General features: G+C 62.7%; 19 protein-coding genes. 6 read left to right on the forward strand and 13 right to left on the reverse strand.

The window, feature by feature from the left end:
* The 4 genes from ATY29_RS21415 to thrC are packed head-to-tail and all read right to left on the reverse strand — an operon-like array spanning position 1 to position 6,280.
* Entirely contained in the window at positions 1-2,913 is a 2,913-nt protein-coding gene (locus ATY29_RS21415; RefSeq protein ID WP_025415520.1) for a sensor domain-containing phosphodiesterase, read from the reverse strand.
* On the reverse strand, positions 2,910-3,524 hold the full coding sequence (locus ATY29_RS21420; protein ID WP_003569810.1) for a GNAT family N-acetyltransferase: 615 nt from the start codon (positions 3,522-3,524) through the stop codon (positions 2,910-2,912). The genes ATY29_RS21415 and ATY29_RS21420 overlap by 4 nt, the downstream gene beginning before the upstream one ends.
* A 29-nt stretch (positions 3,525-3,553) precedes the next feature.
* Positions 3,554-4,852 (reverse strand): M16 family metallopeptidase, encoded by a 1,299-nt coding sequence (locus ATY29_RS21425; protein ID WP_003569808.1) that lies wholly within the window; start codon positions 4,850-4,852, stop codon positions 3,554-3,556.
* A gap of 3 nt (positions 4,853-4,855) precedes the next feature.
* Positions 4,856-6,280: a threonine synthase gene (thrC, locus tag ATY29_RS21430; RefSeq protein ID WP_025415521.1), complete on the reverse strand. Its 1,425-nt coding sequence runs from the start codon at positions 6,278-6,280 to the stop codon at positions 4,856-4,858.
* 263 nt (positions 6,281-6,543) lie between these two features.
* Here thrC and ATY29_RS21435 point away from each other — a divergent pair, with 263 nt between their 5' ends.
* The gene (locus ATY29_RS21435) at positions 6,544-7,188 is read left to right on the forward strand and encodes a hypothetical protein (protein WP_003569804.1); all 645 of its coding nucleotides are present in this window, start codon (positions 6,544-6,546) and stop codon (positions 7,186-7,188) included.
* Positions 7,189-7,425: 237 nt separating this feature from the next.
* Here ATY29_RS21435 and ATY29_RS21440 read toward each other — a convergent pair whose 3' ends face one another.
* Both ATY29_RS21440 and ATY29_RS21445 read right to left on the reverse strand, forming a co-directional pair.
* The gene (locus ATY29_RS21440) at positions 7,426-8,115 is read right to left on the reverse strand and encodes an HAD family hydrolase (RefSeq protein WP_003569801.1); all 690 of its coding nucleotides are present in this window, start codon (positions 8,113-8,115) and stop codon (positions 7,426-7,428) included.
* A 158-nt stretch (positions 8,116-8,273) separates the two neighbouring features.
* Entirely contained in the window at positions 8,274-9,662 is a 1,389-nt protein-coding gene (locus tag ATY29_RS21445; RefSeq protein WP_003569799.1) for an MFS transporter, read from the reverse strand.
* A 118-nt stretch (positions 9,663-9,780) separates the two neighbouring features.
* Between ATY29_RS21445 and ATY29_RS21450 the strand changes: the two genes are divergently transcribed.
* On the forward strand, positions 9,781-10,677 hold the full coding sequence (locus ATY29_RS21450) for a LysR family transcriptional regulator (RefSeq protein WP_025415523.1): 897 nt from the start codon (positions 9,781-9,783) through the stop codon (positions 10,675-10,677).
* 86 nt (positions 10,678-10,763) lie between these two features.
* On the opposite strand, the gene ATY29_RS21455 is transcribed toward ATY29_RS21450, so the two are convergent.
* The 4 genes from ATY29_RS21455 to ATY29_RS21470 form a co-directional block, all read right to left on the reverse strand.
* Complete coding sequence (locus tag ATY29_RS21455) at positions 10,764-12,590, reverse strand: methyl-accepting chemotaxis protein (protein WP_097537272.1); 1,827 nt, start codon at positions 12,588-12,590, stop codon at positions 10,764-10,766.
* Between the two features lie 211 nt (positions 12,591-12,801).
* Complete coding sequence (locus tag ATY29_RS21460; RefSeq protein WP_097537273.1) at positions 12,802-13,245, reverse strand: hypothetical protein; 444 nt, start codon at positions 13,243-13,245, stop codon at positions 12,802-12,804.
* Positions 13,246-13,254: 9 nt separating this feature from the next.
* Complete coding sequence (locus ATY29_RS21465; protein WP_097537274.1) at positions 13,255-13,599, reverse strand: hypothetical protein; 345 nt, start codon at positions 13,597-13,599, stop codon at positions 13,255-13,257.
* Between the two features lie 52 nt (positions 13,600-13,651).
* Positions 13,652-14,224 (reverse strand): hypothetical protein, encoded by a 573-nt coding sequence (locus tag ATY29_RS21470; RefSeq protein WP_003569788.1) that lies wholly within the window; start codon positions 14,222-14,224, stop codon positions 13,652-13,654.
* A 283-nt stretch (positions 14,225-14,507) separates the two neighbouring features.
* On the opposite strand from ATY29_RS21470, the gene ATY29_RS21475 reads away from it, so the two are divergent.
* Positions 14,508-14,729: a hypothetical protein gene (locus ATY29_RS21475; RefSeq protein ID WP_003569786.1), complete on the forward strand. Its 222-nt coding sequence runs from the start codon at positions 14,508-14,510 to the stop codon at positions 14,727-14,729.
* A 253-nt stretch (positions 14,730-14,982) separates the two neighbouring features.
* Here the strand turns inward: ATY29_RS21475 and ATY29_RS21480 are convergent, their stop codons facing one another.
* Both ATY29_RS21480 and ATY29_RS21485 read right to left on the reverse strand, forming a co-directional pair.
* The gene (locus ATY29_RS21480) at positions 14,983-15,540 is read right to left on the reverse strand and encodes a dihydrofolate reductase family protein (RefSeq protein WP_193550368.1); all 558 of its coding nucleotides are present in this window, start codon (positions 15,538-15,540) and stop codon (positions 14,983-14,985) included.
* Positions 15,541-15,860: 320 nt separating this feature from the next.
* Positions 15,861-16,547, reverse strand: a complete 687-nt coding sequence (locus tag ATY29_RS21485) for an ArsR/SmtB family transcription factor (RefSeq protein WP_003569782.1) — start codon at positions 16,545-16,547, stop codon at positions 15,861-15,863.
* An 84-nt stretch (positions 16,548-16,631) separates the two neighbouring features.
* On the opposite strand from ATY29_RS21485, the gene ATY29_RS21490 reads away from it, so the two are divergent.
* The 3 genes from ATY29_RS21490 (at position 16,632) to ATY29_RS21500 (ending at position 18,572) form a co-directional block, all read left to right on the forward strand.
* Positions 16,632-16,961, forward strand: a complete 330-nt coding sequence (locus ATY29_RS21490) for an NIPSNAP family protein (protein ID WP_097537276.1) — start codon at positions 16,632-16,634, stop codon at positions 16,959-16,961.
* Positions 16,958-17,308: an antibiotic biosynthesis monooxygenase family protein gene (locus ATY29_RS21495; protein ID WP_003569779.1), complete on the forward strand. Its 351-nt coding sequence runs from the start codon at positions 16,958-16,960 to the stop codon at positions 17,306-17,308. The genes ATY29_RS21490 and ATY29_RS21495 overlap by 4 nt, the downstream gene beginning before the upstream one ends.
* Before the next feature lie 109 nt (positions 17,309-17,417).
* On the forward strand, positions 17,418-18,572 hold the full coding sequence (locus tag ATY29_RS21500; protein WP_097537277.1) for a site-specific DNA-methyltransferase: 1,155 nt from the start codon (positions 17,418-17,420) through the stop codon (positions 18,570-18,572).
* A 112-nt stretch (positions 18,573-18,684) separates the two neighbouring features.
* Here ATY29_RS21500 and ATY29_RS21505 read toward each other — a convergent pair whose 3' ends face one another.
* On the reverse strand, positions 18,685-19,050 hold the full coding sequence (locus tag ATY29_RS21505) for a nuclear transport factor 2 family protein (protein WP_025415530.1): 366 nt from the start codon (positions 19,048-19,050) through the stop codon (positions 18,685-18,687).
* Positions 19,051-19,055 lie beyond the last annotated feature (5 nt).

Raw genomic sequence — 19,055 nt, forward strand, 5'->3', positions numbered from 1 at the left:
TCACGCCCGCTTGGTCAGCGGAAAGCGCTCGCGAAGCAGCCGCAGCACCGATTCCGACGGGATCGGCGGCCCGAAGAGATAGCTCTGTCCGTAGCTGCAGCCCATCTTGGCGAGTTCGATCGCATCCTCGTTGGATTCGATCCCCTCGGCCACCACCTTCATCTCCAGTTCGCGCGCCATCGAGATGACCGATCGGAGCACCGTCGCCTTCTTGTCGCTGCCGTCCCGCACCAAGGACTTGTCGAGCTTGATCATGTCGAAGGGAAAGCGCGTGAGATAGGACAGCGAGGAATAGCCGGTGCCGAAGTCGTCGAGCGCCAGCCCGATGCCGGCTTCTTTCAGCTTTTGCAGCACCAGCCGGGCCTGTTCCGGGTTTTCCATCACCATGGATTCCGTCAGTTCGAGCTTGATGCGCGAGGGTTGGCAATGCGTCTTGGCGAGAACCGAGCGCACATCGTCATAGAGCTCGTTGTTGAGCAACTGGACGCTCGACAGATTGATCGACACGAAGATCGGCAATTCGCCGGTCTGGTTCTGCCAGCTCATCAGATCGTTGGTCGCCTGTTCCAGCGCGAACATGCCGAGCGGGCCGATGAGATCGGAGGCCTCGGCGATCGGAATGAATTCGGATGGCGGGATATTGCCGCGCTTGGGATGTTCCCAGCGCATCAGCGCCTCGAAGCCGGCGACCTCGACATCTTCAAGCCGGGCGATCGGCTGATAGACCATCGACAATTCCTTGCGCTCGATGGCGCGGCGCAGGTCCGTTTCGAGCTGCAGCCGGTCGGTGCCGAAATCGCGGAAGGCCGGCTGGAACGGCTCGACACGGTTGCCGCCGGCGCGTTTTGCCCGGTACATGGCAAGCTCGGCGTCGCTGAGCAGGCCGGTGGCGCTCTCCTGCCGGTCCACCCAGGAGGCGAGCCCGATCGAGGCCGTCAGGATGATCTCGCGGTTGGCGAAGTTGATCGGCACCATGATCGCCTTGCTGACCGCATCGGCGAAATCGGCGACCTTGGCCGGATTGTGCTCGGACACCAGGATGAGGCCGAACTGGTCGCCGGCAAGCCGCGCCAGCGTGTCCTGCGGTTTCATCAGCCGGCGCAGGCGCCGCGTCAGCGCGATGAGGATATTGTCGCCGGCGGCCACCCCGAGCGCATCATTGACCAGCTTGTAGCGGTCGATGTCGATCACCATCACCGTCGGCCTCAGCGTATCGCCGCCCGGCGCCAGCGCCAGCACCGACTGCAGCCGGTCGAGGAACACCTGCCGGTTCGGCAATCCGGTGAGATTGTCGTGCAGCGCATCGTGCAGCAGCCGCTCGACGGAGTTCTTCTGCTCGGTCACGTCGACGATCGTGCCGACGCAGCGGATGATCTCGCCGTTGGAGCCGAGCACCGGCCGGGCGCGGATCAGCAGCCAGTGGAAATGCCCGTCCTCGGCGCGGATGCGGAACTCGTGGTTCAGTCGCCCGCGCCGATGTTCGAGCAGGACGTCGAGCGTGGCGCGGAAGCGGTCGCGGTCGTCGGGATGCAGCCGCGGCAGCCAGTTGCGCGCCGCGCCATGCATGGTGCCCGGGGAAAGGCCGAGCTTGACCGAGACGTCGGGAATGGTGACGACGCGGTCGCGCGCCACGTCCCAATCCCACACCATGTCGCCGGAGCCGGTCAGCGCCAGCGATTGCCGTTCGAGATCGGAAAACAGTCCCTGCTGGAAGGCGCCGCCGGCAAAAGCATGCTGCATGACAGTGAAGCCGATCAGCAGCACGATGAGCACCAGGCCGCCACCGAGTGCCGGCTGGATGATGTCATTGTCGAGCCGGCCGGTGACCGTCAGCCACGCCCCGAACAGCCAGACGAGCGTCAGCGCCCAGGCGGGCACCAGGAGGATGGCGCGGTCATAGCGGTTGAAGCCGAGATAGATGATCAGCAGCAGGCCGGTCGCCGCCGTCAGCGCGAAGGACAGCCTGGCGATGCCGGCCGCGATCGACGGATCGTAGATCGCCACGCCGAAGAGCAGGGCAAGGCCGAGCACCCAGGCAAGTGTGGCGTAACCGAGATGCGCATGCCAGCGGTTGAGGTTGAGATAGGTGAACAGGAAGATGACGAAACTCGAGGCCAGCGCAACTTCCGCGCAGGCGCGCCATATTCGCTGGTCGGCCGAGGCGACGCTGATCAGCTTGCCGAGAAAACCGAAGTCGACGCAGATATAGCCGAGCACCGCCCAGGCAAGCGCGGCCGTCGCCGGCAGCATCGAGGTGCCCTTGACGACGAAGAGGATGGTCAGGAACACGGCGAGCAGCCCGGCAATGCCGAGCACGATGCCGCGATAGAGCGTGAAGGCGTTGATCGTGTCCTTGTAGGCGTTCGGTTCCCAGAGATAGATCTGCGGCAGTTCCGGCGTCGACAGCTCGGCGACGAAGGTGATGACGGCGCCGGGATTCAGCGTGATGCGGAAGACGTCGGCCTCGTCGCTCGGCTGCCGATCAAGCGCAAAACCCTCGCTCGGCGTGATGGCGCTGATGCGCTGCGAGCCGAGATCCGGCCAGAACAGCTTGGAATTGACCAAGCGGAAATGCGGCGCGACGATGACGCGCTCGAGCTGTTCCTCCGAGACATTGGCAAGCGCAAAAACCGCCCAGTCACCCTGGTGGTTCTCCGAGCTTGCCCTGACCTCGATGCGGCGGCGGATGCCGTCGGCGCCGGCAGCCGTCGAAACCTGGAAAGCCTCGCCCTGGTTGACGTAGATTTCGGTGGTCGCCGTCAGGTCGAGCGCAGTATCGTCACGGGAAATCTTCACCGGTTCGGCCGCCTGGGCAGCACCCGCCACCAAGGCGAACGCTGCCAGCAAAAGGGCTGCGATCACCGCGATCACTCGTCCGGACGGTGACTTGGGCAGCATGCGGTCTCTGGTCATCGGCTGTCGGTTTTCCTGCCTTTATCCGTATCGGTGGCGAGACGTGAAAACATCACATGGTCATGCCACTGACCGTTGATCTTCAAGTATCCGCGCAGATAGCCTTCCTGCTGAAACCCGGCCTTTTCTAGCAGGCGAATGCTGCGCGCGTTATCTGGAATACAGGCTGCTTCGATACGGTGCAACTCAAGCCCGGCGAAGATGTAAGGAATAACCAATTGAAGGGCGGCGAACATATGCCCCTGGCCGGCATGGCGTTCGCCCATCCAGTAGCCGATCATGCAGCTTTGTGCCGCACCCCGCCTGATATAGCCGATGGTGATGCCGCCGACGAGCGTCATGTCGTCTTTCAGGAAAATGAACAGCGGGATTGCCTGGCCCGAGGCATATTCCTGCTTGCCGCGGATGACGCGGGCGCGATAGGCGCCCTCCGTCAGCTCGTCGCGCCGCCAGGTCGGCTCCCAGGGTTCCAGGAACTTGCGGCTTTCGGCGCGCAGCCGGTGCCACTGGTTGAAATCCTGGTAGCGCGGCAGGCGCAAGAAATATCTGTCGTTCTGCAGCTCCACCGCTTCCGGTTGCCGCGACAGAAACCGAAACACCGATTTTGGCATCGATCACTCCCGGCAGGACGAACGCCGGCTCAGCGGCCGGCCTGCATCGTCTTCGGTGCCGGGACCGAAAGCGAAGCGGTGATGTCTTCCATCGGCGCGAGCTGTTCCAGCGGCCCGATCGCCGAAAGCGTCGGCACCGTGTCGTAGAACAGCCGGCCGGCGAGATCGGTCAGCCGGTCGATAGTGATGCCCTCAAGCCGTTCCATCATCTCCGTATTGGAGATCGGCCGGCCGTACAGCATCATCTGCCTGGCGATCTGGCCGGCGCGCGAGGCCGGGCTTTCCTGGCCCATCAGCAATTGGGCGCGGATCTGGGCGCGGGCGCGCTCGATTTCCTTCTGGTGGATCTGCTCGGCGGATTTGTGCAGCTCGTCGATGATGACGGGCACCAGCTCCGGCAGGTTTTCGCCGCCGGTCGCCGCATGAATGCCGAAGATGCCGGTGTCGGAAAAGCCCCAGTGGAAGGCATAGACGGAATAACAGAGGCCGCGGAATTCGCGCACTTCCTGGAACAGCCTGGAAGACATGCCGCCGCCAAGGATATTGGCGAGGATCTGCGAACAGTAGAAATCGCGGGCGTGGTAGGGTTTGCCCTCGAAGCCGAGCAGGATCTGCGCATCCATCAGGTCGCGCGGTTCGCGCACGCTGCCGCCGATATAACGCGCCGCTTCCATCACCGGCGGCGCGGAAGGCGCAGTCGGCAGGCTGGCAAAACGATCCTCGACCATGCGCAAGAATTCTTCATGCTCGACGGCGCCGGTGGCGACGACGAACATGCGATCGGTGGTGTAGTTGCGACCGAGATAGGCGCGGATCTGCTGCGGCGTGAAGGAGACGACGGTCTCCGGTGTGCCGAGGATGGCCCGGCCGAGCGTCTGGTCGCGATAGGCGACCTCGGAGAAGCGGTCGAACACCACGTCGTCTGGCGTGTCGTTGGCGGCGTTGATCTCCTGCAGGATCACCTGCTTCTCACGTTCCAGCTCCTCTTCCTCGAAGGCCGATTCCGTCAGAATGTCGGCGAGGATGTCGACGGCGAGCGGTACGTAGTCCTTCAGCACACGGGCGTAATAGGAGGTCGTTTCGGTCGATGTCGCGGCATTGACTTCGCCGCCGACATCCTCGATTTCCTCGGCGATCTCACGAGCGCTGCGACGCGCCGTGCCCTTGAAAGCCATGTGTTCGAGCAGGTGGGCGATGCCGTGCTCGTCTTCCGTCTCGTTACGCGATCCCGATTTGATCCAGACTCCGAGCGCAACACTTTCAAGGTGCGGCATGGTTTCTGTCACTACTGTCAGCCCGGATTTCAGCCGGGTGCACTCAACTGTCATTGGCTATCTTTCTGCGCCTGCCGTCGTCTTGCCGCGGGCGTGTTTGCCGATAAAGGTCTCTACGGCTTTCAGGTCCGGTTCGATGATCTGGAAGCGCTCCTCCCTGTGCATCAGATCAGCAAGCCACGTCGGAAGCGCCGGGTCAATACCGCAGGCCGATTTTACGGCGGCGGGGAATTTCGCCGGATGGGCGGTCGAAAGCGTCACCATCGGCGTATTCGGCTTTTCCTTCTTCTTGGCGACGAAGACGCCGATCGCCGAATGCGGATCGAGCAGATAGCCGGTCTCGGCATGGGTCTTGCGGATCGTCTCGGCCACTTGCCTCTCGCTGGCGCGGCCGGCCCGGAAGTCGCGGCGGATCGCCTTCAGCGCTTGGCTGCCGATCTCGAAACCGCTGGATTGCTTGAGGCTTTCCATCGCCGCGCGCACCTTCGATGCGTCGCGACCATAGGCTTCGAACAGCAGCCGCTCGAAGTTCGACGAGATCTGGATGTCCATCGACGGCGACGTGGTCGCCTTGACCGCCTTCATGTCGTAACGGCCGCTCTTCAGCGTCCGCGCCAGAATGTCGTTTTCGTTGGTGGCGATAACAAGCCGGTCGATCGGCAGGCCCATGCGCTTGGCGCAGTAGCCGGCGAAGATATCGCCGAAATTGCCTGTCGGCACCGTGAACGAGATCTTCCGGTCCGGCCCGCCGAGCGCCACCGCCGCGGTGAAATAATAGACGATCTGGGCCATGATGCGCGCCCAGTTGATCGAGTTGACGCCTGATAGATTGACCTTGTCGCGGAAGGCCACGTCGTTGAACATCGCTTTGACGAGGTTCTGGCAATCGTCGAAATTGCCCTCGACGGCCAGTGCATGCACGTTTGACGACGTCGAGGTCGTCATCTGCCGCTGCTGCACCGGCGAGACCTTGCCGTGCGGGAAGAGGATGAAGATGTCGGTGCGCTCGCGCCCTGCAAAGGCGTCGATCGCCGCGCCGCCGGTATCGCCCGAGGTGGCGCCGACAATCGTCGCCCGATCGCCGCGCTTTTCCAGCGCATAATCCATCAGCCGCGCCAGCAGCTGCATCGCCACATCCTTGAAGGCGAGCGTCGTGCCGTGGAACAGCTCCATGACGAAGCTGTTCGGCCCGGTCTGGACGAGCGGCGCGATCGCCGGATGGCGGAAGGTGCCGTAGGCCTCGTCGATCATCGCCCGGAAGGTCGCCTCGGGGATCTCGCCATTGGTGAAGGGCGACAGGATGGTAAAGGCGATCTCCTGATAGGTCTTGCCCCTGAGCGCCCGGATCTGTTTCTTGGAAAAGCTCGGCCATTCCCGGGGAACGTAGAGCCCGCCGTCGCGCGCCAGCCCGGTCAGCAGGGCATCGCAAAAGCCGAGGGCAGGGGCCTCGCCGCGGGTCGAGATATAGTCCACGTTCGTCATCCTTGATCTATCGCTGAAGGAAATCCGGCTGGGTCGAGTCGAGGCCGGATCCGTCGGAAACCGGCAAGGGGCTGCCTTCTGGCCACACCATCGCCGTTATCTTGTTGAAGTTGCCCGCATCCGGCGGCGAAAAGTGCATCAAAACGGCGCGTACCCAATCGATTTTTGTTTGCGCCGCTGATATAGACCATCGCAAACCGTCATGAAAGGCCTCGCGGAAAAGACATGGGGCCTCCAAGAAACGCTTGTACAAGGGATGGAATATGGTGCTCGGCAAGGTCTCGCGTCTCATCGTCTCCGCATCTGTTCTTGCCCTGCTCACTGGTTGCAACTCGCTCGGCATAGGCGGCGATAGCAAGTCGGCTGCGCCAGCGCAGGCCAATGGCACCGCCCAGATCATGCCGCTGGCGCCCGCCAACCCATCCTCGAACAATCCTTCGATCGGCACGGCCAAGACGGCACAGGGCGCCGTCGCTCCCGTCGTCCAGGGCGCCTGCCCGCAGATCTTCATGCGTGACCAGGATGCGATCTTCCGCACCTATGCCAAGGGCAAGAAAGACGATCCGCAGCAGATCGTCTTCCAGGCTTCCTTCGGGGATTACACCCGCCAGTGCACGCTGAACGAAACGAACCTGACGATGACCGTCGTCGCCCAGCTGCGCCTCATCACCGGCCCGGCCGGCAATCCTGGCGCGGTGACCCTGCCGATCCGCGTCACCATCGTCGACGGCGAGACCGTGCTCTATTCCGAGGTCACCAAATTCCCGACCGAGATCCCGGCCGGCGCGCCGGGCACCCAGGTGATCTTCCGCAAGGACGGCATCAAGATGCCGGTCGGCGCGGGCGCCCTGGTGCGCGTCAACATCGGCTTTGACACTCAGCCGGCAAAGACCAAGAAGAGCAGCTGAGTTATTCCCGGGCACACGGGAGCAGTTCTACGCGACGTGAGGCAAAGAGAATGAGCATTTCCTGACGTGAAGAAGGGGCATTGCTCGTTCCAGAGGTCTCGCCTCTTGCCAATCGTCCCCTTCAACCTCCGTCAAGCCCGAGGATGACGGAACGTGGGGAGGGCTTGAGAGCAATACAGTAAAGTGCCGGTGCGATAGCAATTGTATGCTCCGCGATGCCGTTAGCGCCTCAGGCCTCTACAAAACGCCTTCCCAGGCCGCCAGGGCGGCAACAACGCCCGGCAGGTCGTTCATGCGGGAAATCGCCGTTTCGGCGCCGGCATCCGTCAATTTGTCGGCATGGGCGGGATAGCTGTGCGAGGCGCCGGTGAAGCCGATGACGCGCATTCCCGCGGCGCGGGCCGCATGCACGCCGTGCACGGAATCCTCGACCACAACAACCTTGTCGGGCGAAACCCCCATCTGGCTGGCGCCGTGCAGGAAGATGTCGGGTTTCGGCTTGGCCCGGTCGGGGCCGAGATCCTTGGCGGAGAAGATATTCGGCGCAAACAGCGGCTTCAGCCCCACCTTGCTCAGCATCATGTCGAGCCGCTTGCTGCTCGAATTCGAGCAGATGCAGCGCTTCATCGGCAGCCTGGAGACGGCGAATTCGACGCCAGGAATGGCCTTGACGTCATTCGCCAGCCTGGTGTCGAGCAACTGCTCTGACTTCTCAAGCAGCGAGGCCGAAAACGGGATGCTCGCTTCGCGCTCGATCTGCAGCAGGATGTTGCGCCATGTCATGCCGGCGAAACGCTCGCCCATTTCTTCGACGCCGATCGGATATCCGGCCTCCGTCAGCAGCGCGGATTCGACTTCCGCGGCGATGATTTCCGAATCGACGAGTACGCCGTCGCAGTCGAAGATGATGAGGTCGAAGCCGTCCATATGTTCACGCCTTGCTGAAAGTCTGGGTCTTGTCCGGGAATGCTGCGGCTTTACACGATGCCCGGTCAAAGCTCAACCTGATCCCGAGCATGGCTGCGATGCGGCAAGCGACCGGCTCCGTGAACCCACTTCACCGAACGCACGCAAAGCGCGCTCGTTCAGCTCGCTCCAGCCTTTCCCGCCACTTCGTAGCGCGCACGGCTCAGGCTGACCAAGCTTGATATGGCAGCGCAGCTGGCGGCAATGACGATCGCAAAGTTGAGTGCGGTCGACAGCGGCAACGTTGCGAAGGTGATCGACATGGAGATCCCGCCGAGCGTCTGGCCGAGAAGCCGCGCCGTGCCCTGCATGGCGCCGGCCGCACCGCTTCTGGCTTTGGGTGCGGAGAGAAGGAGAATGCGGTTGTTCGGCGTCTGGAACAGTCCGAAACCGAAGCCGGCGAGCACCGTGCCGACGAGAAATGCGATGCCTTTCGGGTCGGGCGGGGTCAGGCCGGCCACCAGAAGGCCGAGCGCCAGCAGCGCCCCGCCGATGGCGCAAAGCCATGCCGTCTTGACGCGGTTTGCCAAGCGCCCCGAGATCGGCGCGATGATCGCAGTCGCGGCCGGCCAGGGCATCATGTAGAGCCCGGCCTGAACCGGCGTCATGTGCAGCGTGTGTTGCAGATAGAATGGGAGCGCGATGGTGCTCAGCATCTGGCCGCAGAAGCAGCATATCGAGGCGATGACAGCCACGCGGAATGCCGGTGTCGCCAAAAGGTCGGTCGGGATGAGCGGGACGTCGCTGTTGCGTTCGAGGCGCAGCAGGATGAGAAGGCAGGCGAGCGACGCCGCGATGAGGGCGGCACCGTTGACCGGCGCGGTCGCAATTCGATCGGCGCCGGAGAAGAACAGGATGAACATCGCCGTATTGGCGAGCAACGCCTTGACCTTCAGCTTCCGCTTCGCGCCTTCGACGTGTCCCAGCAGGCCGCCGCCGAAGAGAACGAGAATGCCGAGCGGTATATTGACCGCAAACAGCCAGGGCCAGCTGGTGACGGAAAGGATGGCGCCGGCAATTCCCGGACCGGCAGCAGACGAAATGGCGATGACCATGGCATTGATGCCGATGATCGGGCCCAGCATGTGCTGCGGCAAGGCCTGGCGCAGGTTCATCATCGCCAATGCCATGATCGCGCCGGCGCCAAGCCCCTGGGCGAAACGCGCCAGGATCAACAAGGGCAGGTCGCCGGCCAGGGCGCAGGCCGCCGACGCGGCTGTGAACAGCGCGACGCCGATCAGGAAAACCCGCCGTGCGCCGTAGATTTCGCCGAGCGCCCCACAGGGAAGAATGGCGACGAGCACGGCCAGCTGATAGGCCGAGACGACCCAGACGGTGCTCTCGGCTTGCGCCTGCAGCGAAAGCGCGATCGAGGGCAGGGCGACGTTGGCGATCGCACCGTCCAGAACGACAAGAACAATCGTAAGAAGCAGTAGGGCAACGGCCAGATACCGGCGCGGCGACGCCAGGCCGTCTTGAGCGATCGGGGCGGTGTAGGTGAGGGACATGGGAACTCCTCGGCGCTTATGGGATGGCCGATTCATTAGCCCTCGTCGATCTCCTGCGCCAGACGCAACTGAAGCAATTGACCGTTGCGTATGGCGCCATGCCTGATAGGATTGGGCCATGTCCGATCTCGATTTCAATCTGCTGGTGGCGCTCGATGCGCTGCTGCGCGAACAGAGCGTCTCGGCCGCCGCTCGCCGGCTTGGCCTCAGCACATCGGCCATGAGCCGGACGCTGTCGCGCTTGCGGATGGCGCTCGGCGATCCGATCCTCGTGCCGGCCGGGCGCGGCATGGTCGCCACACACCATGCCTTGGCGATTGCCGAAGAGGTGCAGGTGTTAAAGGACGCCGTGAAAGCGGTGCTCAGCCCGCCATCGACCGTGGAGATCCGCGAGGTGCGCCGCCACTTCACCATCCGTGCCAACGAAGCCTTCGTGCTTCTTTACGCCGCCGACCTCAGCGCCGCCGTGACCAACGCCGCGCCGGGGATCAGGCTTCGCTTTGCGCCGAGATCGGACAAGGACGTTCAGGCTTTGCGGGACGCGGCGGTCGATCTGGATATCGGTGTGCTCCCGCGCGACGGCGGCGAGCTGCGCTGCCAGACCCTGTTCGAAGATCGGTTTGTCGGTGTCGCCAGGGCAGGGCATCCGATCTTCGATGCCGGGATAACGGCTGAACACTATGCCGCATTGGGCCATGTGGTCTTCTCGCCGCACGCAGACTATGTCGGCCCGGTCGACCGGGCGCTCGCCGAACTCGGCCATGAGCGTGATGTCAGGCTGATCGTGCCGAGCTTTCCGGCGGTCATTGCCGTTGCGGCGGCATCCGATCTGATCGGCTCGGTTCCAAAGTCCTATTGCAAGTCCGCTGTGATAAGCGAGATCAGGACCTTCGACCTGCCGGTCGCCGTGCCGGGTTTCAACATCGTCCAGGCTTGGCACCCTCGCATGGATGCAGATCCCGCGCATCGCTGGCTGAGGGCGCTGATTTTCGAGACGTTCCACTCAATGAGCTGAGTGAGCCCAGCCAAAGCTGGCGCTGCGCCCGGTTTCGCTGGAATGAGCGATCGTGTCCAGGCGCAGCGCTTTTTTCAACGAAGCCGTCAAGCGGCCCACTGCGCGCGGCCGGCTGCAGATTGAGCCGAATCCGTCGCACGGAGCTTGAACCGGGACACGAGTTCCCGAAGCTTGGCGGCCTCCTGCGCAAGCTGACCGGATGCGGCAGTCGATTGCTCGACCATCGCGGCGTTCTGCTGGGTCACCTGATCCATGGAATTGACGGCGGTATTGACTTCGGCAAGGCCGGTCGACTGCTCCCTTGCCGAGACGGCAATGGCATCCATGTGCTGGTTGATGCGGGCAATCTGGTGGCTGATCGCGCTCAGAACCTGGCTGGTGTCGAGAACCAGCTTGACGCCGCTTTCCACTTCCTCCGACGATTTCTCGATGTGGCCCTTGATTTCCTTCGCCGCCTTCGCCGATCGCTGGGCAAGCTCGCGGACTTCCTGAGCGACGACCGCAAAACCCTTGCCCGCCTCTCCGGCGCGCGCCGCTTCGACGCCGGCATTCAAGGCCAGCAGATTGGTCTGGAAGGCGATCTCGTCGATCACGCCGATAATGCTGGAGATCTGCTGCGACGATGCCTCGATGCGGCGCATGGCCTCTTCGGCATGCGACACGACCTCGGAAGACTTGGCGGCATTGCGGTTTGCATCGGTCGCTTCGGTGCGCGCCTCGTCGGTGCGCTTGCTCGAATTCGAGACATTGGCAGTGATCTGATCGAGCGCTGCGGCGGTTTCTTCGAGCGAGGCTGCCTGCTGTTCGGTCCGTTTCGACAGATCGCCGGCCCCGGATGCGATTTCCCTTGTGCCATCGTCGATCGCTGCAATGGCAGCCGCGATAGCGCTAAGCGTCTGGTCGAGCTGCCTGGTCGACATGTTGAAATCATGCCGCAGGCTCTCGAAGTCAGGGGCGAAGGGCTCTTCGATCTGGAAGGCGAGATCGCCTGCGGCAAGCCGCTTCAAGCCGGCGGCAAGCCCCGAGGTCGCTGCCCGCAGCCGTTCGGCGGCATCCTCGTCAGCCTGTTTGCGGGCTGTGATGCGCTCGGCTTCGCCCTGCAGGCGGGCTGTCTCGGCGTCCTGTTCGAGTTGCTTGTTGGCAATCGCCGCCTGGCGGAAAACTTCGACGGCCGATGCCATCGCGCCGATTTCATCGTTGCGGCCGATTGCCGTGCTGGCGATGGCAGTGTCGCCGCCGGCGAGCCTTTGCATATCGGTGGAAAGGGCGAGGATGGGTTCGGTGACGCTCTTGCGTGTCAGGAAATATAGGCCGATCGCGAAGGTGGCGGCCAGGGCCAGAATTGCTTTCAGAATCATGCCCACCGAGGCTTTTACCTCAGCGCTGCGCTTGGAAATATCGTCGGATGTCGCGGTGATCTGATCGCCGGTCTCTTCCATTCCCGTTTCCAACGCGGAAAACTGCGCCATGAATTCGGGCAAGGCTTTCAATGCCGCCGCCGGGTCCTGACCGGCAAGATCGATAATCTTCGTGGCGCTTTCGACATAGGCAATGAGGGGTGGTTCAATACCGGCAAGGATGGTTTTGGTCTTTTCGTCGGTGGCCAGAGCTCTATTGGCGTCGACCATCTCCCGGAACGATGCCTTGTGCTCCGCCAGATCCGCCTTTACTGCACCGGCGTCGATGCCGGCGGCCGGGTTAGACGCCAACATGGCAGCCAGCACGTCGGCGCGCAGCGCGTCATGCATCATATCTGCCTGCATGTGGTTGCGCAGAATTTGCGCTGACTGGGCGACATCGGCGCTGTTTGCGGAGAGGGTGGACGCGGACCAGATGCCAACCTCTGTGGCGCCGCCGGCCAAAGCGAAAATCGCGATGCTTGCAATGATGATCTTATTCTGGATCGACGCCATGATGGGGCTCTCACGTTAATGTAGAACCTGAGAATATCGAAACATGCTTAATGATTTCTCAGCACGGCGCGAAGCCGCGTAAAAACAAGAGGTTGCAGATGCGGACTCATTCGATGAAGGGTTGAATGCGCAGCGGGATTGGCTTGGAGAAGGGCCGGCTGCAATCGCGCCAAACGGGGGCTCACCTCTGTCTCGAGGCGAGCCCATCAACTTATTGTTGCGGCAGAATGATCTTCTGATTGGTGGTGTTCTTGACCGGCTTCTCGCCGGGCACATGCGACATGGTGCGGGTCGTGCTATCAAGCGTCTCGCCGTCGGTGCTGGTCTTGGTGCGGGACTTGCTGAATGTTCCCTTGTCGACGGCCTGGGCTTTGGTCTGCGCTTTGAGCTCGTCGCCATTGTCGTTGATACGGGTCTTGCTTTGCGCCTTGCCGTCGGTGGTGGCGGCACTGCCGCCCGAGCCGATCGAGGAGGTCGTGCCGTCGTCGGTCCGACAAGTGCCCGCCGTTCCCACAGAGCTCGCCGACGTGCCGCCTGCCGAAGCGCTGCCGCCCGTTCCCACAGTTCCGGCCGCCTGGCAATCCTCTGCAAGAACTGCCGAACTCGAGGCGAGAAGCGCGATCGCGGCGGCGGCGATAAGGTTGAGATGTTTCATGGTCCTCTCCTATTTCGTTGGTTTCGTCATTGAGCAGGTTCCGTCGGAGCGTTTCGTGATGACGGTGCCGTCAGGCCGGGTGATGCTCGCGGTGGAAAAACTGTCGACGCTTCCCGAGCCGGCCGAAGACCCGGCGGAGGCGGATGACGAGGAGGAGCCGGTCGTGCCGCTGCCGGTGGTGGTCGATGAGGAGACATGCCCGTTGCCCGCCGTCACGGTGGTGGACGAATCGCCGGCCTGTGACTGGACGATCGTGCATGTCGTTCCATCGTCGAGCTTGATCTCCTCCGACATCGTCTGCCCGGCGATCAAGACCAGGCAAGCGCTCAGTGCGATTGTGGAAAATTGGGTCATTGTCTTATCTCCAAGGGTTTGGCCGACGCCGCAAAGGCGCCGGCCGATACCGTCAGCAGCCCTTGGTGCCGGCGGCATCCTTCTTGACCTGGCCAGGTGCGCAGCCCTTCTTGCCCTTGCTGTCGTGCGAGGTTCCGGCCGCAGAGCCGCCGGTGCCGACAGTGCTGCCCGTCTTGTCGCCATCCGCAGACGAAGCACCGGTTCCGACACTCGAGGCCGAGTTCGCGTCGCCCGAACCCGCGGCAGAACCACCGGTGCCCACCGAACTGCTCGAGGTACCGCCGCCGGCCGACGAACCACCGGTGCCGAGCGTCGACGCAGAGCCCGAGCCGGATCCGGAGCCGGAGGCAGAGCCGCCGGTGCCGACCGTGCTGCTCGAGGTACCGCCACCAGCCGATGAGCCGCCGGTGCCGACCGTCGATGACGAGCCGGAATTGCAGTTGGTTGCGCCGGCCGGGCAGGTGCCCCCGGCAGAGCTGCCACCAGTACCGACGGTGCTGCTCGCAGTTCCGCCGCCGGCTGACGAACCGCCGGTGCCGACCGTGCTTGACGATTGAGCAAAGCCGGAAACCGTCGTGCCGGCCAGAAATGCCGCTGCCAATGCGAGATGTGTTACCTTCATCATGATGTATTCCTCCGTTTGTTTTTGAGCTGCTATTGCATCCGGAGTGGATGGATAGCTGCCTGACAAACTTCGGTTAAACCTCACTGTTCCTCTCCTAAGCCCTCAGTCGGATAGGCGCCGGACCTTGGTCTGGCCGCGCCGGTATAGGTTATCTTCGAGCAAGACGGGGCGCTTTCCGATCTGCCCGGCTGGTCGGATTGAGCGATCCCGGACCGGCGCCACACCCTCGTCATTGCGGGCTTACGGGCTTGGGCGTACCATGCCAGGCAATAGGAGAGGGACCATGACGCTGTCAGCTCTTGTTCGACTGGCGGCAGCCGTAGCGCTGCTATTTGCCTTCACACCCACCGATGTCACTGCCAAGGGCAACCACAGAAGCTGTGCAGAGCTGCAGGCGATGAAGGATCATGGTCTGACCGGCGGAAAACATGCCGGAGATGGGCCCGAAAAGAGGGCCAAGATCGAACGGAAGATGAGGAAGAAGGGCTGCTCGACTAGGCTATAGGTCGCCTACGCCGCCGACGGATGCCGCTCTGGCAGCCGACCTCCATTGCAGAGACCGAAGGGAATTCGACCGGGACGTACCTAGGCGGGCGCGAGATCGATGAAATCCGCATGATCACCGGCTTATCACGAGGCCAGCAGGCGGGGAAAGCCGGCGGGCATGTCGAGCCGCTCGATTGAGAGCCTATAGTCCATAGGTCCCTCCGTGCCTTGATGCTGGCGACCACAAATGAGTGGCGGCTGGGCCGGCGGGCTCAGCGGCGGACGCGGTAGCGGATGTGCGTGGCCTCGGGTGTATCGATCACCCGAACGATCTCCAACTCGACGCGCGATGGTAAGACGTCGAACATTCGGCGGCCACGTCCGAACAAGACTGGAACCTGGTGTATTTGCAGTTCGTCGAGCACGCCAACTTCCAGCGCCCGTTGCGCCGTATACGCGCCAAGCATCAACACGTCCCGGTCCCCGGCGGCGGTCTTCGCCTGCGCCATTGCGCTCGCGATCCCGTCGCTCACGTATTTGACCAAGGGATAATTCGCGACGGATGGCCCGGGCGGCCTGTGACTGGGTACGAAGATCGGCACACCGTGATTGTCACCGCCCCAGTGATCGACCTGCTCCACGGTTCGCCGACCCGCCAGAATCGCACCTGGCGCGTTCCATTCGTCCCACAATTGTCCCACGAGTCCGGTCGGTCGGGAAAAATCCCCGTACCACTCGTGCAACCGCATAAAGTCGTCGCCGCCGGGATTGCCCACTTCATCGTTGGGCCCCGCGATATACCCGTCCAGTGACATGGACATGAAGAGCACTGATGCAGACACTTTTATCTCCTATGGTCTTTTTCCAAACTGGGGCGGACGGTCTTGATGTTCCCAAGGACGCTCGAACGGCGCTGACGCCGACATCCCGAAGACGGATTTTGGGTACTGCCCTATCTCACAAGGGGTCGATCCATGCTCGAGCCGACTGGTTTGGTCCGGCTCCCTATCCGGGAACCCTATTCCGTCACACAATGGGACCAGACAGCTAGGATATAGGCGGGTCGTCTAAGGAAGGTGAAAAGAGGGCGGGTGCCTAAAGCAGCACCAGTCGGGACTGCGCCGGAAGCCTGTGCAAATCCGCAGCAAACCTACGCTTCGACCGGAAAAAGCATCAGAAACTGCCGGTCGCCTTCCGGAGAAAACATGATCGAGCGACTCTCGGCGGTGCGCCGCGCCCAGCCCTTGTCGAGGAAGCTTGACAGCAGCGCCTTGCCGAGGCTGCCGGCGAGATGCGCGCGTCTTTCGCTCCAGTCGAGGCAGGAGCGGCAAAGCGGACGGCGCGACGATCTGAGGTCGCCGACATCGATGCCGATGCATTTGAGATCGCCTTCACCCTTTTCGGTCAGCGCCAGTCCGTCTCCGACGGCGTCGATCGAGCCTGAGGCAATCAGGCTGTCGAGCATGCGCACGCCGTAATCGCCAGCCAGATGATCGTAGCAGATCCGCGCCTTGCGCAGCGCCGGCTCCTTCGGTCCCGGCCGGTGGCGCAGATGCCCGCGTCCGGCGGCAAAGCCCATCATGCTTTCGATCAGCCGGGCGACGGCCTCGTCGGCCAGCGTGAAATAGCGATGGCGCCCCTGCTTGCGCTGGGTTAGCAAGCCGCCGGCTTCGAGCTTGGCGAGATGCGTGCTTGCCGTCTGCACGGTGATGCCGCCGACGCCGGCAAGCTCGGTCGCCGTCAGCGCCCGCCCGCCGGTCAGCGCCGCCAGCATGTTGGCCCGCGCCGGATCGCCGATCAGCGCGCCGATTTGCGCAATGTCAGGTCCTTCCTTCATAGTTCGATCGTAACCGAAGCATCGCCGTCCGGCAATGTGCGAAAACGGCCCCAGGAGAGCACTGAGACAGCAAAGGAGAAACCGATGATCACCTGCTTCATTCGCTACGAAATCGACCCCTTCAAGAAGGAAGCCTTCGCCGAATATGCCCGCAACTGGGGCCAGGCGATCCCCCAGAATGGCGCCGACCTGATCGGCTATTTCGGTCCGCACGAGGGTTCGGCGACGACGGCTTATGGCGTCTACAACATCGAAAGCCTCGCCGCCTACGAAGCCTATCGCGCCAGGCTGGCCGCCGACCCGCGCGGCCGCGACAATTACGAATCTGCCAGACGCGAAGGCTTTATCCTGAAGGAGGACCGCATCTTCCTCAAAAACGTTTCCGCCCCTCACGCCAAGCTGGTGCTGCCATGATCGCCGTCATTTTCGAAGTCGTGCCCTATATGGGCGAACGCCACAAATATCTCGATCTGGCCGGCGAATTGCGCGGCGAGCTGGAAAAGATCGACGGTTTCCTCTCGATCGAGCGTTTCGAGAGCCTGACGACCCGCGGCAAGCTTTTGTCGCTCTCCTTCTTCCGTGATGAGGAGGCCGTGAAGGAATGGCGCAATCTCGAGGCGCACCGGGCCGCCCAGCAAGCCGGCCGCGGCGGCATCTTCGCCGATTACCGCCTGCGCATTGCCAGTGTGGTGCGCGATTACGGCATGTTCGAACGCGAGGAAGCGCCGGCCGACAGCCGTGAGGTTCACGATGCGGCTTGATCGAAAGGCGCAATAAATTCCCGAAATCGGCCAACGCTTTAGGCTTTGGTAACTAAGTTGGGTAACCATAACGGAGAGTTAAGCGTCAAGCGTATGAGTGAGTATCAGAATGGCATCAGTTTTTCCGCTTGCCGACCTCAAGGCTTCCGTCAAGGCGGATTCCCGGCCGGGATCTAGGTCGGACTCTTGGGTCGACACGATCATCAAGGGCGATTGCGTCAGTGCGCTCGAGGCTTTGCCCACCCACTCCGTCGATGTCATCTTCGCCGACCCGCCGTATAATCTGCAGCTCGGCGGAACGCTGCATCGGCCCGACCAGTCGCTGGTCGATGCGGTCGATGACGAATGGGATCAGTTCGCTTCCTTCGAGGCCTATGACGCCTTCACCCGCGCCTGGCTGCTCGCCTGCCGTCGCGTGCTGAAGCCGACGGGCTCGATCTGGGTGATCGGCTCCTACCACAATATCTTCCGCGTCGGCGCCACGCTGCAGGATCTGAATTTCTGGATCCTCAACGACATCATCTGGCGCAAGACCAATCCGATGCCGAATTTCAAGGGCCGCCGCTTCCAGAACGCCCATGAGACGATGATCTGGGCAAGCCCTAGCGCCAAGGCCAAGGGCTATACCTTCAACTACGATGCGATGAAGGCCGCCAATGATGACGTGCAGATGCGCTCGGACTGGCTCTTCCCGATCTGCAACGGCAATGAGCGGCTGAAGGGCGAGGACGGCAAGAAGGTGCATCCCACCCAGAAGCCGGAAGCCCTGCTTGCCCGTGTGATCATGGCCTCGACCAAACCCGGCGATATCGTGCTCGATCCTTTCTTCGGCTCGGGAACGACGGGCGCCGTCGCCAAGCGCCTCGGCCGCCACTTCGTCGGCATCGAACGCGAACAGGATTATATCGACGCGGCCGCAGCCCGCATCGCCGCCGTCGAGCCGCTCGGCAAGGCGGAACTGACGGTCATGACCGGCAAGAAGGCCGAGGTTCGCGTCGCCTTCAACGTGCTGGTCGAAAGCGGCCTGATCAAGCCCGGCCAGGTGCTGACCGATGCCAAGCGCCGCTATAGCGCCATCGTCCGCGCTGACGGCACGGTCGCCTCGGGCGGCGATGCCGGCTCCATTCATCGTCTCGGCGCCAAGGTGCAGGGTCTCGATGCATGCAACGGATGGACCTTCTGGCATTTCGAAGACGGGCAGTCCCTGCGCCCGATCGACGATCTCAGGTCCGTCATCCGCAGTGATCTGGCAAAGGTGGAGTGAGCACCACCTTCGCAGGATCGAAATACCTTCTTCCGGTTTCCTCCAGTTGCGGGAGAAGGCCAAGGCGCCCGAGGCTTCAACCTCGGGCGTCTTCTATTTCTGAGGTGCTGTTTCAGAAATCCTTGTAATCGGTAACCTCGACCCGCGTGATGCGGCCGTCTTCATTGAAGGTGATCGTCTCCTCGCCGTCGCGCACCAGCGGCTTGCCGGTCTGGCTGTGAGTGGCCCTGAGCGACCAGACGGCACGACCGGAAAGCGGCGTCAGGCTTTCCACCAGCGAATTATCCGCTGTCTGATCGGGATAATCGTCGAAGTAACGACGGAAGGCGGCCATGATCTCGGCACGGCCGGAAAGGCTGCCGACGCCATTCGAGACATAGGTGGCATTCTCGGCGAAATAGGCCTCGATTGCGGGAAAATCCAGCGCGTTGATGGCGGCGTGGAAGCGTTCGATTTCTTCTGCCGGGTCGAAAGCCATGGGTC

Source organism: Rhizobium hidalgonense (genome assembly GCF_002914525.1).
Taxonomy (GTDB): domain Bacteria; phylum Pseudomonadota; class Alphaproteobacteria; order Rhizobiales; family Rhizobiaceae; genus Rhizobium; species Rhizobium hidalgonense.